General features: G+C 70.7%; 13 protein-coding genes. 2 read left to right on the forward strand and 11 right to left on the reverse strand.

What is annotated here, in order from left to right; translation table 11 throughout:
* Positions 1–68 precede the first annotated feature (68 nt).
* The 9 genes from ABD899_RS01800 to ABD899_RS01840 all read right to left on the reverse strand — a co-directional run bounded on the left by ABD899_RS01800 (position 69) and on the right by ABD899_RS01840 (position 11498).
* Entirely contained in the window at positions 69–2288 is a 2220-nt protein-coding gene (locus ABD899_RS01800) for a winged helix-turn-helix domain-containing protein (protein ID WP_345201626.1), read from the reverse strand.
* A 68-nt stretch (positions 2289–2356) separates the two neighbouring features.
* The gene (gntH, locus tag ABD899_RS01805) at positions 2357–3493 is read right to left on the reverse strand and encodes a guanitoxin biosynthesis MBL fold metallo-hydrolase GntH (protein ID WP_345201629.1); all 1137 of its coding nucleotides are present in this window, start codon (positions 3491–3493) and stop codon (positions 2357–2359) included.
* Between the two features lie 28 nt (positions 3494–3521).
* Entirely contained in the window at positions 3522–5216 is a 1695-nt protein-coding gene (locus tag ABD899_RS01810) for a SulP family inorganic anion transporter (protein WP_345201631.1), read from the reverse strand.
* A gap of 105 nt (positions 5217–5321) precedes the next feature.
* Entirely contained in the window at positions 5322–7070 is a 1749-nt protein-coding gene (locus ABD899_RS01815; RefSeq protein ID WP_345201632.1) for a SulP family inorganic anion transporter, read from the reverse strand.
* Positions 7071–7675: 605 nt separating this feature from the next.
* Positions 7676–7876 (reverse strand): hypothetical protein, encoded by a 201-nt coding sequence (locus ABD899_RS01820; RefSeq protein WP_345201634.1) that lies wholly within the window; start codon positions 7874–7876, stop codon positions 7676–7678.
* A 76-nt stretch (positions 7877–7952) separates the two neighbouring features.
* Positions 7953–8396 (reverse strand): STAS domain-containing protein, encoded by a 444-nt coding sequence (locus ABD899_RS01825; protein ID WP_345201635.1) that lies wholly within the window; start codon positions 8394–8396, stop codon positions 7953–7955.
* A 726-nt stretch (positions 8397–9122) separates the two neighbouring features.
* Positions 9123–9884, reverse strand: coding sequence for a GAF and ANTAR domain-containing protein (locus ABD899_RS01830; RefSeq protein ID WP_345201638.1), 762 nt, complete (start codon positions 9882–9884; stop codon positions 9123–9125).
* 430 nt (positions 9885–10314) lie between these two features.
* Positions 10315–10959: a hypothetical protein gene (locus tag ABD899_RS01835; RefSeq protein WP_345201639.1), complete on the reverse strand. Its 645-nt coding sequence runs from the start codon at positions 10957–10959 to the stop codon at positions 10315–10317.
* A gap of 8 nt (positions 10960–10967) precedes the next feature.
* The gene (locus tag ABD899_RS01840) at positions 10968–11498 is read right to left on the reverse strand and encodes a hypothetical protein (RefSeq protein WP_345201641.1); all 531 of its coding nucleotides are present in this window, start codon (positions 11496–11498) and stop codon (positions 10968–10970) included.
* A gap of 336 nt (positions 11499–11834) precedes the next feature.
* On the opposite strand from ABD899_RS01840, the gene ABD899_RS01845 reads away from it, so the two are divergent.
* Positions 11835–12125, forward strand: a complete 291-nt coding sequence (locus tag ABD899_RS01845; RefSeq protein ID WP_345201643.1) for a hypothetical protein — start codon at positions 11835–11837, stop codon at positions 12123–12125.
* Between the two features lie 451 nt (positions 12126–12576).
* Entirely contained in the window at positions 12577–12864 is a 288-nt protein-coding gene (locus ABD899_RS01850; RefSeq protein ID WP_345201644.1) for a hypothetical protein, read from the forward strand.
* A gap of 255 nt (positions 12865–13119) precedes the next feature.
* On the opposite strand, the gene ABD899_RS01855 is transcribed toward ABD899_RS01850, so the two are convergent.
* Together ABD899_RS01855 and ABD899_RS01860 are read right to left on the reverse strand one after the other, a co-directional pair.
* A complete protein-coding gene (locus ABD899_RS01855; RefSeq protein ID WP_345201646.1) occupies positions 13120–13596 on the reverse strand; it encodes an ANTAR domain-containing protein in 477 nt (158 codons plus the stop codon).
* Positions 13597–13645: 49 nt separating this feature from the next.
* The gene (locus ABD899_RS01860) at positions 13646–14371 is read right to left on the reverse strand and encodes an ATP-binding protein (RefSeq protein ID WP_345201648.1); all 726 of its coding nucleotides are present in this window, start codon (positions 14369–14371) and stop codon (positions 13646–13648) included.
* Positions 14372–14593: the final 222 nt, after the last annotated feature.

Genomic DNA, 14593 nt, shown 5'->3' on the forward strand with positions numbered 1-14593 from the left:
CTCGATCGTCTCCAGCCGCTCGGGCGAGGTCATCCTCCCGACCGGATGAGAAACGCGGACGTCCGTGCTCAGGTGCCGGGCGGCGACTCCACGAGCCCGAGCGTCCGGGCCCGGTCGACGGCCGCGTTGCGCGACGTGGTGCCGAGCTTGCGGTAGATCGCGAGCGCGTGCGTCTTCACGGTGTTCTGCGAGACGAAGAGATGGGCACCGATCTCCGGGAACGTGAGCCGGCTCGGTAGGTACTGCAGCACCCGCAGCTCTGCCGGGGTCAGCGTGCCCGGGGCGATGCCCTCGACATGGACGTCGTGCAGCAGGGTCTCGGTGGAGGCCAGGAAGTCCTCGAGGACGGTTCCGGCGAGGTCGGCGCCCATGTGTTCTCTCGCCTCGGCGCACAGCGTCCTGGCCAGCCCGGCGTCACCGAGCAGCAGGGCCACGCGCGCCTGGACCAGGGGCCCGGCGACAGCGAACCACGGAGCGATCTGGCGCACCTGCCCGGTCAGTCGACGGGCCGCGCCCAGGGTGACCCGCGCGTCGTTCTTGCTGCCCCGGGCTGCCTGGAGCAGTGAGATCGCCGTGACGCACATCGCCGACGTGGCCAGCCGGTCGAGGTCGTGGGCGCGCACCAGGTCGGCCGCCCGGGCGATCAGGGGCGCACCCCGGGCCCAGTCGTCGCCCATCAGGGCGACGAGGCCCTGCCACGCCAGCGAGTTCGCCTCGACGACGTGCACGCCCAGAGCACTCGCCAGCCGCCCCCCCTCGCGCAGGCTCGCGACCCCGAGCTCGGGGCGTCGGGTGAGGATCAGGGCGACACCTTCGTTGAGGAACGAGGCCGCCCGGAACCCGGAGTCCTTGGGTAGGCACCGCTGGATGCCCCGGCACAGCTCGATGGTGCCCTCGAGGCCCAGGTCCCCGACGGTGACGTGGATGGCGGCCAGGGAGGCCGAGTAGGCGTCCTCCCTCGCCTGGGTCTGCCAGTCGGCCCCGGCGTGACCGTCGGCCGTGAGCAGCCACCGCGTCATCCGGGCCGGGTCACCGGCCTGGAGCGCGAGCCAGGCCGATGAGAGGGTCAGCCACGGGTCGGAGGCGATCTGGCGGTCGTCGAGCCCGTCGAGCCAGGCGCGCAGCCGGTCGGGGTGACCCGAGGCGATGCAGGCCGGGACCCCGGCCCAGACCAACCGGCTCACTCGGGGCAGGTCGCCCGCGGCCTGCGCGTGCCGGATCGCGGCATCCCAGTCACCCGCGGCCTCGTACCAGCTGCTGGCGCGTGTGTGCAGCTCGGGCTCGAGCCAAGGCTCCTGCTCGGTCAGATCCACCCGCAGGGCGTCGGTGAGGAGGTGGTGGTAGCGGTAGAGCTGCCCGGTGCCGTCGAGCGGCACCACGAGCTGCAACCGCTGGGCCAGGTCGGCGAGCAGGCGCGCCGAGTCGCGGCGCTGGACGAGGGCGTCGCACAGGTGCACGTCGAGCTCGTCGACGACCGACGTGCGTCGCAGGAACTCGCAGGTGCGAGGTGGGAGGCCGGTGAGCACCTCGCCGCGGATGTAGTCGAGCACGTAACGGTCCGAGCCCTTGGGCGCGACCGCGGGGACGCGCCCGGAACCCTGGCCCTCCGCGGCCAGCGCCATCAGGTAGAGGCCGACCGGCCATCCCTCCGAGCGTTCCACGACGTCGCGCGCCTGGACCTTGGTCAGCGGGACGCCGAGGGTCGCGAGCAGGTGAAGGCCCTCGGAGTCGTGGAACGCCAGGTCTGCGGCCCCGACGTCGACGAGGCGTCCCTCCGCGCGGGCCCGGGCGACCGCCTCCGGCAGCTTCTCGCGACTCAGCACGGCGAGCTGCGACCCCGGGGGGATCCCTCGGGCGACGGCGTGGAGCACCTCGTGGCAGTCGGGGTCGACGAGCAGGTGGATGTCGTCGACCACCACCACGTAGGGAGCGGGCGGTGACGCGGCCAGCCCGCTCAGCGCCGGGAGGGCCACGGCGGAGAACCGCGGTTCGCTGGCGGTGATGACGGCCCGGGTGCCGCCGGCATCCGCGCCGACCGACTCCAGCGCATCCACGAGGCGGAGCGCGAGCGTCGCCGGGTCGTCCATGAAGCGACCCACCCGCACGAGGGCGTGCGGCCGGGTGTCCTGCTCGGCCCACTGGGCGGCCAGGGTGGTCTTGCCGAAACCGGCCCCGGCGCTCACCACGACCAGCGGGACGTCGGCCGAGTCCGCCAGGCGCCTGAGCAGGGAGGATCGCTGGATGTGGGCGGCGGGGACCGCCGTCGTGTCGCTGCCGGTTTCGCGCACGTCGTGATCGTATGTCCACCCCACCCCAGCCCGATGGTGGTTCCACGCGACGGGCAGTGGACTACGACTCAGTCGGTGATGAGCGCGTCGGCCCACCAGGCCGGCGGGGGCTTGGGTGCCGACATCGGCGGCCCGGTGATCTGCGTCGGGCCGACGACGGGCCAGGCGTACGCGTCGATGGTGGCCTGACCGGTGACGATGCCCTCCTTGGTGATGGTGAAGCGGGTGAGGTCCTGGGCGATGGTGACCGGGCCGTCGTACCGGGTGCGCATCTCGTCCATGACCGGGCCGACCGTCTCGTGGTCGACGGCGAGGTGCCACATGACCGACATCCGGGCGCCGGCGCGGGCGAACACGCCCCCGACGGCCGCCGGGCTGGTGTGCACGCCGTTGACGACCTGCTCGGCGAACGCCAGCGGCACGCCGGCCTTCTGGGCGAAGACGCTGGCCGCGGGGAAGGTCTCGTGGATCAGCAGGTCGGCCCCGTCGCACGCGTGGACGAGGGTGTGGCTGGGCCGGGTGTCGCCGGAGAAGACGACGCTCAGCCCGTTGTAGTCGAGTCGGTACCCGACGGCTCCGTTGAGGATGTGGATGACGGGAAACGACGAGATCCGGACCCCGTTGCGGTCGTAGACGGTCGACGTGGTCTCGAAGGGCACCTCGGTGACCTCGGTGTGGGCGCCGGACTGGCCGGGGTGGCCACAGAGCGACTCGGTGTCCCAGGCGTGGGCCGCCTCAAGGTGCTCGGCGTAGGCGCGGGTGCCGAGCTCGGGCCGCTCCCCGCCGGGGCCCCACACCTCGACCGGGTCGCGCCGGCCGCCCTTGGCCATGCTCCACACCAGGGTCGGCACATCGCCCACGTGGTCGGCGTGCAGGTGGGTCAGGAAGACCTTGGTCGTGTCGGTCACGGGGAGGTGCAGGCCGTTGAAGTTGGCCAGCGACCCCGAGCCGAGGTCGAAGAAGAAGAAGTCGCCCTGCTCGTTGCCGACCTCCATCAGCACCGAGGCCGATCCCTGGGAGCGGTTCACGAAGGGGTCGCCGCTGCCCAGGATCGTCACCCGGATCGCCCCGTCGGGGACCGGGCCGCCCCCCACGACGTCGGACGGCTCCGCGGTCTCGGGTGGGTTCGCGACGACGGGTGTGGTGGTCAGCGCCTCGCCGCCGTCGTAGGCGAGCTCGGTCAGGTCGTTGATCTCTGATTTCATCTCGGGTTCCCTTCGGTGTGGTGCGTCGTCATGGTCGGATCCGGTCCGCGAGTGCGTCGGCAACCGATGGATAGGAGTCGTCCAGGCCGGCCAGCTGGTCGAGGGAGAGCCGGCCCGCGTACTCGCGAACGGGTGCGTGGACCGAGGCGAAGCGGACCTCGACCCCGCTCGAGCGCTGGTCCGCCACGAAGCGGGCGAGGGCGGTGGCCGAGGTGACGTCGATCTCGTAGGTCGCCTCGAAGTCGAGGACGACCAGGTCGGGCCGCGGGCTGGTCTCGCGGATGCCGCGTCGCAGCTCGTCGAGGACGGGGTCGACGTTGGCGAAGACCAGGGGCCCGTCGACCCGGACGACGAGCGTGCCCGGCAGCGGCACGGCATCCGGGTAGGCGGTGAGGTCGACGAAGCCGCGATCGGGGTGCCGGCCGAGCAGTGCGACGTGTGGCTGCCCCAGGCGCTGCAGGAGCAGGACCAGGCTGAGCACCAGGCCGATGATGATGCCGGCCGTCACGTCGATGAGGACGACACCGACGAACGCCGACGCCGCGAGCCAGAAGTCGGGCACCCGGATCTGCCGGAGGCGCCAGATCGGCCGGGGGCGGATCATGCTGGCCACGGCGTGGATGACGATCGCACCGAGCACGGGCTCGGGCAGCGTGGCGAAGACGCCCGTGAGCAACAGGATGGTGAGCACCACGAGGGCCGCGGTGGTCACGAAGGACATCGGCGACTTCGACCCGCTGCTCTCCGCGGCCGCGGACTTCGACAGGCTTCCGGCCGGGGGGAAGCCCTGCAGCACACCGGACCCGATCGAGGCGGCGCCGTACGCGAGCAGCTCGCGGTTCGCGTCGACCGTGGTGCCGTCCTTCGCCGCGTATGCCTTGACCACGGCCAGGCTCTCGGCGAACCCGACGATGACGACGGTCAGGGCCCCGGGCACCAGGGCGACGACGTGGTCGAGGGTCAGGCCGTCCCACGGCACGAACGCGAACCCCGCCGGGATCTCGCCGACCACCGACACCCCGCGGTCCTCGAGTGACAGCAGCGGCACGAGGAGCAGCGACACGACCACGACCACGAGCGCGGCCGGGACCTTGGGTGCGAACCGGTGCAGCACGAAGAGCAGGACGAGCGCTCCCCCGCCGAGCAGGATGGAAGCGAGGTTCCAGTCGCCGATCTCGCGCAGCAGGCCCCCGAGCTGCTGGACGGTGTTCCCCTCGGGCTTCTCGAGGCCGACCAGCTTGGGCAGCTGGCCGACGGCGATGTAGAGGCCCAGGCCGACGATGAAGCCATCGAGCACCGGCTCGGCGAACAGCCGCGACAGGAAGCCCATCCGGAGCAGCCCCAGGGCGATGAAGATGACGCCGACGATCAGGGAGAGCACCGCGGTGAGCAGGATGTACTCCTCGCCACCGGCCACCGCGAGGGGAGCGACCACCGTGGCCGTCAGTGCACAGATCGTCGAGCTCGGCCCGACGAACAGCCGGGTCGACGTGCCCAGCCAGGCGTAGGCCAGCACCGCCAGGGGCACCGCGTACAGCCCGAACTGCGCCGGGACACCGGCGATCGAGGCGTAGGCCATCGCCTCCGGGACCACCAGCGCCCACAGGGTCAGCCCGGCCACCAGGTCGCGGGTCAACCACGCGCGGCGGTAGCCGGTCAGCCACGCCGGGGGGCCGAGGGCGAGCCGCGGCCGGTCGTCGCTGTGCTGCGCTGCCTGGACCACCGTCGGGCCTCCTCCGCCTCGATCACCAGTGTTCAGGGGACGCACGCCCGGCACCTCATCCATGGTGGATGAGGCCTCGTTGGGGTCGCGGCACGTTCGCGGGCCTCAGGAGACGGTGCTGTCGGGAACGGTGCGGCAGGCGTCGACGGCGGCGGTGACGGTGCCGTGGAAGTGGTCGTTGCCGATGGCGTCGTCGAGGTCGACGGCGGTGAGGCGGTCGCGCAGCTCGACGGTGGCGCGGGCGAGGTGCAGCTCGATGTTGCGTTCGTGCAGCCCGTCGATCACCTCGCGCAGGGCCACCTCGGCGCTGGCGTCGATGTCGCTGATGAACGAGGCGTCGAGCACGACGTGGTGCACGGGCTTGGGTGCGCCGTCGACGGCGGCCCACAGGCGCCGCTTGAAGAAGTGGGCGTTGGCGAAGAACAGCCGGTCCTGGATCCGGTAGACGACCACGCCCGGCGTGACGCCGGCGTCGGGGTGGTCGACCACGTCGACGTAGCGGTCCTCCTGGTCGGACCAGCCGAGCACGGCGTCGGCGGGTCGGGCTGCGCGGCGGATGATGTCGGCGACCGAGAGCACGACCGCGACGATGATGGCCTGGAGCACGCCCACCATGACCACGCAGGCGACGGTGACCGCGGCGATGACGACCTCGACGCGGCTGCTGCGGGCCAGGTCGCGCCACTGCCCCACGTCGATCAGCTTGGCGGCCGCGTACACGATGACCGCGCCGAGCACCGCGGACGGCAGGTACTGGATGGGGCCGGTGAGGAACAGCAGGATGACGGTGATGGTGCCGGCCGACGCGATCCCGCTGACCTGGGTGGTCGCCCCCATGTCGTCGTTGACCGCAGTCCGCGAACCGCTCGTTCCCACCGGGATGCCCTGGGATGCACCGGCAGCGAGCTGGACCACACCGAACGCGAGCAGCTCCTGGTTGGCGTCGACGGTCTCGTGGTGCCGAGCGGCGAACGACCTCGAGGTGAGGATGGAGTCCGAGAACGCGACGAGGAAAACCGCCACCGCGGCCGCGGCCAGGGTGGCCATGTCGTTCGCAGAGACGTCGGGGACCTCGAGGTTGGGGAGACCGCTGGGGACCTCGCCGGTGACCGACACGCCTTGCTCGGCCAGATCCAGCGCCCACGAGACCGCGATGCCGAGCACCACGAGCACGAGCGCACCCGGGAAGCGCTTGTTGACCCGGCCCGCCACGACCAGCAGCGCGACCGAGAGGGCGCTGACGACCACGGTGACACCGTTGGCGTCGCGGAGGTGGGCCAGGACGTCCACCGCCTCACGGATTGCGCCGTCCTCGTCGCTGGACACCCCGAGGAGCTTGCCGAGCTGGCCCAGGATCAGCACGACGGCCACCCCGGTGATGTAGCCGACCAGCACGGCCTGGGAGAAGTAGTCGGCGATCCAGCCGAGCCGGGCCACCCGGGCGAGCAGGAAGACCGCGCCGACCAGGATCGCGAGCATCGCGGCCAGTGCGGCGTACTCGGGGCTTCCCGCCGCCGCCAGTGGCGCGAGCGCGGTGGCGACGAGCAGCGCGACGGTGCCCTCCGGCCCGACCACGACCCGCGGGGCGGACCCGAGGAACGCGTACGCGAGCACGGGCAGCAACAGCGCGTAGAGCCCGGCACTGACGGGCACCCCCGCCAGCTCGGCATACGCCATCGACGAGGGCAGCGCCAGGGCGGCGACCGTCACTCCGGCGATCACGTCGGTCCGCAGCCGGCCACCGGAGTAGCCCGACATGGATCGTGCGAACGGTACGTACCGGGTCGTCATCGGGGGGCGGCTCGCCGAGGCGAAGGCGCGGCGCCCTTGGTAGGCCTTCCTGAACGGCTCCACGTCCTCACGGAATCGGACCGGGCCGGTGCCCGGCATCCTCCGCGGCGGATGAGATCCCGGCGCGGACCTCGCCGCCGGCGACAGGGCCGGGGACGGTGTGCGTCGAGGGGTGGACGTCGGGGGCCGTCGTGCCCGGCATCCGTGTAACCGTTTCGGGCTGGTCTCGGTGCGTTCCTGTCCGCACCATGGGGGCGCCGGGAAAACCAGTGCGGCGCACCGGCGACGGCTCGCCTGGCACTCGCGGTTGGCTGACCTGGTCGGCCTCCGCCTGGCGGTCGACCATCCCGGCTGCCCGTCACGGATCGGAGGAAGCGGTGGAGATCGTCCCCGGTGTCGGGTTGCCCTGGTGCGACTGGGGCAGACCCTTGAGGACATCGAGGCGGTGGTGGGGCCGGCCGAGGTCACCCCTCGCGGCAAGTCGCCAGGTTCGCGCTCCAGTCTTGCACTTCGCATCATGCGGGCGACGATCGAGGCTGGGCTGCGCCGTCGTGACCGCTGTCCTGTGTCGCGGCCGCCGGCGCGCCTGCCACACACGCGAGGCTACGACGCGCACCTTCGACGGAGTTCGCGACGAGGTCCGGTTGGCCTGTCGGTGCCGGGGGTGTTCAGTCGGGGAGCGGGCGCATGTCGATGACGGAGAGACCGAGGCTGACGAGGCGGGCAAGCATGGTCAGGATGTCGGCTTCGTCTTGTACCGGGCCGAACAGGGCGGTACCACCGGGTGGGAAGGGGGCGGAGGCCATCTCGGGCACCTGTTCGGCGATGGTGTCCGGCACCGATCCGACGACGATGAACTGGTACCGCACGGCATCTCCATCTGTCGGGTCGTAGCTCGGGCTGCTGAGTGTGCGCGGAGTGGTGGCCGGGCTGGGTTCCACACCGCTACGGGGCGGAGCCTTCGCTCAGTCCCAAGTCGTCCCGGACGTGCAGCAGGGCCGTGACGCGGGCCATGGTGGGGTGGACGCCGAACGTGTGAACGTCATGCCCGGTTCGTCTCGCGTACCGGGCGAAGCTGGCCAAGGCACGGATCGTGGCCGTATCGGCGAAGGTCAGCTCGCTCAGGTCCAGCTGGATGAGCGGGACGGGGTCGTCCTCGACCCTGGGCAAGCTGCGGTCCAGCTGGTGGACCATCGAGAAGTCGCATTCGCCGTGAATCACGACTCGCAGGTGATGTTCGTCCTTGACTGTCTGGACGCGCAGATTCTCCACGTCATCGCGATCAGTCAGTGTGACTGGTGGTGCCATGGTCGTCCCGACCTCGCCGAGGCAGCCGTCGCACATGCGCAGGACCCCAGGTATCTGATTCGCCGGGAACGGCGCTGCCATGGGTGGCCACGCTCGAAGACCTCTCGGTACTCTCCTCTTACCCGGGTCTGCGGCCAGCATGCATTCGCCTGGTCACTTTCGGCCTTCGTTGCTCGTCGCGGCGCCGGGTCGCCAGCATGGATGCAATGGAACGCCCGACTGAAGACTTGCGCGCCCACGCGCCACCTCCTCGATCCCGCCCTGACCGCGTGGGAATCTCCCCTGTGACGGCCGTGCACCCTCCTGCAGCCAGTGGCTCGCGACCCGTGCTGCGATCGTGGACACCCGGTTGTTGACCACCGAGGTCCCATGTGCGCACACTGCGACATGGTTCTTCGCGTTGGGCCTGCGCCGCGGCAAACCGACCCCGGTTGGCAGGTGGACAGGGTCGTCGAACTCTTCGACGCGGCCGTGACCGCCGAGGACGACATCCAGTCGCAAGCAATCGGATCCGTAGCGCGGGACGAGTTGGAGCGACAGCTCCGAACCTGTGGTGCTCTCGGTGGCTTGTCCGACCTCGAACGTCTCTCCGCAGAACTGGTGGCACGGCACCTGCAGCGCCGAACCGGTGAGCCGCGAACTGGTGAGAGCGGCGAAGAGGGCCCTCCGGTCTAGGTCAACGCTCTTGTGAGCCTCCGCAAACCGACTGAGCGAACCGCCAGCCGCATCGCGGCTTGCACACCCCTGCGCGGAAGGACGTTAGATGACCTGCGTTTGCCCAGCCACGACGGTCCAACGGCAATGCGCTTACGGTCGCTGCGCGCCTGGCGACCGGGGACCGGCGGCCGGGCGGGGCAGCACGCCGGTCAGTTCGACGTGGTCGGCGACGTGGCGCAGCTTGATGTTGAGGCCCATGCTCGTGCGGCGCAGGGCCTCGAAGGCCTCGTCGCGGGAGATCTTGTGCGTGGCCATGAGGATGCCGACCGCCGTGCTGATCATCCGGGCACTGTCTAGCGCGGTGGTGAGGTTGGCCACGTCCTGCTGGTGTAGCTCGGCTTGCAGCACGAGCGCGACGAATGGGACCAACAAGGAACCGGGTACGACGTCGTCATCGCTGAAGGCGTCGACGTCCCGCGAGTAGAAGTTGAGGCCGGCGTGGTCCTCTCCACCCATCGGCAGCCGAAGGGACAGCATGGACCGGACCCCGGAGGTCGCCACGCACCGTGGGCCGTACCGGGGCCACCTCGCATCCGAACCGACGTCGCCGCTGACCAGGACCGGCGGACCGAGGGCGGCGTCCAAACAGGGGCCGTCGCGCAGCTCGAACTGCAAGCTGTCCAGGAGCTCCGGGACCTCGTCGGTGACCGCAGCCGACCGCGGTGGACGGTCGGCTCGCAGCAGCGTCACACCGACGTGCTGCGCATGCGGCACCGCCAGGAGCGCGACATCCACGACACCTTTGGCGGAGATGGGTCGACCATCAGCCGTCATAGCCGTGGCGATCTGCTCCAGATGGCCGGCGATGTCTCGGATCACAGGTTCCGGCGGCAATGTCGCGGAGTTGTCCATGCGTTGCCTGTCCAGTCGTCGAGGGTCAGCGCGTCGCGAATGGCACGCACGCTTGCGATCGACCGTACGCGCCGCCCATGCGATTGGGGGCCGGACGTACCCCGCCATCGCCGGCTCCCGCGCGACCGGGTCCCCACAACGCTCGCAGGAGCCCTGCCTCAGGGCACCCGGGCGAGCGGAGCAGAGCTTGGCCCGATGTGCCCGACTATTGTGAGGCCCCTCTCGCTGGCCGAGTCGGCAACCCGAGTTGAGAGGCCCTATCCGCGTCCGAAGGATGGTGGGCCACACGGGGCAGACGAGAGGCGCCACGGCCCCCCTGTGTCGAGAACGTGGCAACGCCCCGCCCTGTGAGGGCGGGGCGTTGCAGGGCCCGAACGAAGCAGGCTGTGGGGCGTCGAGCTCCGTCATCCGGTCGTTGCGACCTCGGTGGTCACCCCTGCTTGCGCTCTTGCCTCTTGGCTTCGGTGAGGTTGCTGAGGCGGTCTGCGTCGGCGCGGTTCTTGGCGGCGCCCTGTTTGGCCTTGCGCGCGTCGTCGAGGTCGGACTTCGCCTTGCGTCCAGCCGCCCGCTTCGTGGCCTGCGCAGAGGATTCCGCGCGGGCCTTGGACTGCGTGACGGCGGCGCTGCGGGCGTTGGCCCGCTTGGTGGCGGCCGCCTTCTTCGCCGATGCCGACTGGGCGGCCTTGGCCTTGGCCTGCTGCTTGCCGTGCGCCTCGGCGGCGTCGGCCTCCTTCAGTCCCGACATGGCTCGCTTCTGGGCGGCGCTGCGCTTCGCAGCCGCCTGCCGGCTGCCGGCGACGGCCGTCTCGCGGGCCTGCTCGCGGCGGGTTGCGGCCTCCAGCTCGAGCTGGGTTGCCCGCTGGAGCTTGTGGGAGCGCTCGAGGCGGTCGGCGCCGCGCTTCGCTATGTCGCCGTTGCGAAACACGGCCCCGGCAAGCTTGTCGGACGTGCCGATGGCCCGGTCCAGGGCCACCCGCGGCACGGAGGTCACCGACAGCCCGGACAGGGTGGCATCGAGGAGGGTCAAGGGGAGCAGGGCGAGCTCGTACGGAAGGGCGATGACGGTGCTGATCATGGTGGTCCTCACTTGTCGGTCTGGGCGCGCAGCTTCGCGGCCTGCTGGTCAGCGGCGGCGGCCTGCCGCTCGAGGCGACGCCTGTCGGCGGCCGCCTCCCGCTCGGTGCAGTCCGCCTCGGCTGCGATGGCCTCGGCCTCGCGCAGCCGGGACTCGGCGAGCTCATCGGCCCGCCGCTCGGCGGCCTCACGGCCTGCAGCCTCCTGCTGGTGCGCCTCGCGGTCTGCGACCGCGTGCTCGGTCTCGCGCTGACGTTGCACGGCTGACTCCTGGCGTTCAGCCCGGGCACGTGCCTCGCCCTGGCGCTCGGCTGCCTCACGGCTGGCCTCGCCCACCTCATGTGCGGCCTCGGCTCGCTTGGCGTCAGCGACCGCTTCGTCGGCCAGGGCGGCCTTGCGGTTACTGGCCGCTGCCTGCTGGAGCTGCCCCTCCTCCACCAGGTCGTCCTGGCCGGTGACGGCGCCAGCCACTTCCTTGGCCTTGCCCTTGACGCTGTCGAGGAGCCCCTCGCGAGCCTGTGCTGCCTTGTCGATGGTCATGGACCACCCCTGCCCCCAGATCTCGGGCTCAACCCCGCTCTGGGCGGTGACCCCCGTCTCACACCGCTTGGCCGCCGCAGGGTGGGGTCTCGCCGGGCGCTGCGTCGAGACTCGAGACCCGCCGCTCCGGCTGGCCACGCGGTGCTTCACCCGAGCAGATCCGGGCGATCCTCGGGTTTGCCGCACCCAGAGCTGGGCATGACACCCGGCGGCCCGGTCGCTCGGTTCAGCTGCGAGCCGGCGACTCATCGAGGCCAGTGCCCAGGCGCACAACTCACCCTCAGACCCGCGAGCACGACCGTGCCCGGGGTCGCGTCAAGAGAAGGAAGATCGACCTTGTCGACCACCCAGCAGCACAACGAGACCACCAACGCGCACCGCACCGACCGCGGTCACGGCATCGAGACCCGCCCGGCGCGCAAGACCACCGAGCTGATCGCGTACGTCGCAGCCGTCCTCGCCGTGGCGGTCACCGCGTTCGTCGTCGGCGACGACGGCAACAACACCGCCGACCCGTTCAGCGCCGAGCAGGCCCTGCGCTACATCACGTTCCTGACCATCGGCTACATGATCGCGCGTGGCCTGGCCAAGTCCGGCAGCCGCAGCACCACCCGCGACAACGACTGACCGTCGCCCACCAGTGCGCCCCGCCCCTCACCCGGGGCGGGGCGCACTGCCGTACGGCCCCCGGACCCCTACTGCGAAGGACCCCTCATGCCACAGCCCGGTCGCGGCCCACGAGTGCGGCTCACGCCGGTCCCGCACTACTCGACCACCACCACCCCGGCGGACCCCGTGCCAGGAAGACGAGTACCGGTCTAGACCACCCTCGTGGTGTTGTCCCCGGCCTCGGACTCGACGCCCGGGAATGGGCCGGGGTCAGAGCCCTGCTCACCGGCCCGAGCGTCGTGGTGCCTCTCGCTCGCTGGGTCAGCCCGCACGCAGCGGGGCCGACCTGCACGTCGAGCAACAGAGCCGGCGGTTGCTCGCGGCCCTGCGCCACCGCTGCGACATGGTCCTCGTCGGGCACTCCGTTAGCTGCCCGGTCGTCGTGGAGCCGGTCCGGCGCCATCCACACGTGCTCGCCCTGCTGCTGGTCGGGCCGATCACCGATCCCCGCGCCCGCACCTGGCCGCGGATGCTCCTCCAGTGGCTGATCACGCGCGCGAACACCTCTGCGGTCGCCCGCGTGGCGAAAGGGTCGACCGCACGGCGCTCATCCTGGCCGGTGGGTCAGGTGCGCCGCCGACGACGCGCGGCGGCCGTCGGGCGGCCCGTTCGCCAGAAGGACCTGGTCCACTTCGTCCTGCGTCAGGTGTCGCGTGACGCTGGGTGCTGCCACTACAAAGCTCCCCAAGCAGTCTGATCTCCTCGGAGAGTGCCCCGTCGTGGAGCTCGCGAGCAAAGTGGAGATCCAAGATGCGCCCTCCCTTCCGGTCGGGACTCATTGCTCGGCCCCGTAGAAGCCGAGTGTCCGCCCCGGGCGCGAACGGCGAAATGGCTCGTTGGGATGGTCCGGCGGCCCGGGGTCGTGGCCATTTCGAGCCACCCGAGCGCATGCCGCCCTCCACAACGTCAGGCCCTTGCGGGCCGCCCTCCGCAGACTTCGCCGTACTCAGCTTCACGCAGTGGTCGGCTCGGGTCCGGCGGCTGGGAGGTCGGTCACGTCGCCAGAGTTGACGATGTCGTCGGCGACCAGGCGCAACTTGCAATTGGTGTTCTGGCTTGCCCTGACCAGGATCGCGAACGCTTGGGTCTCGCTGATGTGACGGTTTGCCATGATGATCCCCACAGCTGCACCGATGGTTCGTGACGACGTCAGCGCCTGATGCAGGTTCGCGGACTGCTCCCTGTCGAGCATCCCTTCGGCCTGCAACGCCGCAAGCATGGCGCGGTCCATGTCGGCGCGCTCTTCGATCCTGTCCATCCGCATGTGTTGGCGCATCGCGCGGACCTCAGTCGCGTCGGCGCGCGTGTCCGCGTCGTCGGCGAGTTCGCGAAGATGTTGGATCGCGGTCATGTTCGTGGCGACCTGCCCAGCAAGTTCCTCCACTTGTTGCTGAAGCTCAGATTCGGCCCCGGAGTCCTGCTTCCCCATGCGCGCGAGTATGGCGCGAAGGAGTGCTTGGCGGAGGATTCGCGACCGATCACCCGCACATCTCAGAACCGGCCGCTCCGGCCGGGCCTCCCTGATCACGCGGGACGTATTCGCGACCTCCCCGGGCCCGGCCCAGGACGAACCACACCCGTTTGCCGCGCCGGGCGTCGTCGCGGGGGGCGGTACCCCAGGAGGTCGCGAGTGCGTCGACCAGTCGCAGGCCGTTGCCATGCTCGGCCGGTGGTTGAGCGTGGAGGACCGTGGGCAATCGCGGGCTCTCGTCGTACACCTCGACCTTGAGGCCGTCGGGGGTTCGGGCGACAGTCATCAGGACGGCTCCGTCGGCGTGCAGCACTGCGTTGGAGACCAGCTCGGTAACCAGCAGTCGCGCGACGTCGACGGTGTCGGCGGGCAGCCCTTGGCACACGGCCTCGACGTGACGGCGGGCGTGGAAGGCTGCCCTTGGGTCCGAGGGCAGGACTAGCCGCTCTACCGGGCCTGGCTCCACCCTCAAAGCACCCCCATACCGACCAGCCAACCGCAGACACACCAAGCAAGTCCTGCTGACCATGATGTCATTCGCGTTGAGCCGACGGCGAGATCCGCCCACTCCGATCGTGTCCGGCCGTCGCAGCGCCGGCGGCATCCCCGTCAGCATGATGATCAAGCCATGCCGACGGGGACACCTGACCGATCGAGCACTCTCATCGAACCTGACCGGCTGGCTTCCCCGTACCCGCGCCGATGAGGACGATTCGCGGCCTTCGGCCACCATTTGCACCTGCCGCGCTCGAGCGAAGTCTGCGCGCTCCTTCTGAGCCTGAAGGTGCCATCATCACCGCCGACGGGTGCGGTCGATTGGTAGCACTCCACCAACGGTTGAGCGCCAATCACAGATACCGGGCGCGGCCAACTGCCGAAAAAATGGCTCCGCGGAGACTGTCCGACTAACGGTGTAACTGGCCCAAGTCGCTGACTCGTTCAGCGGGAAGGGTCG

This window comes from Fodinibacter luteus (genome assembly GCF_039541575.1).
GTDB lineage: Bacteria > Actinomycetota > Actinomycetes > Actinomycetales > Dermatophilaceae > Fodinibacter > Fodinibacter luteus.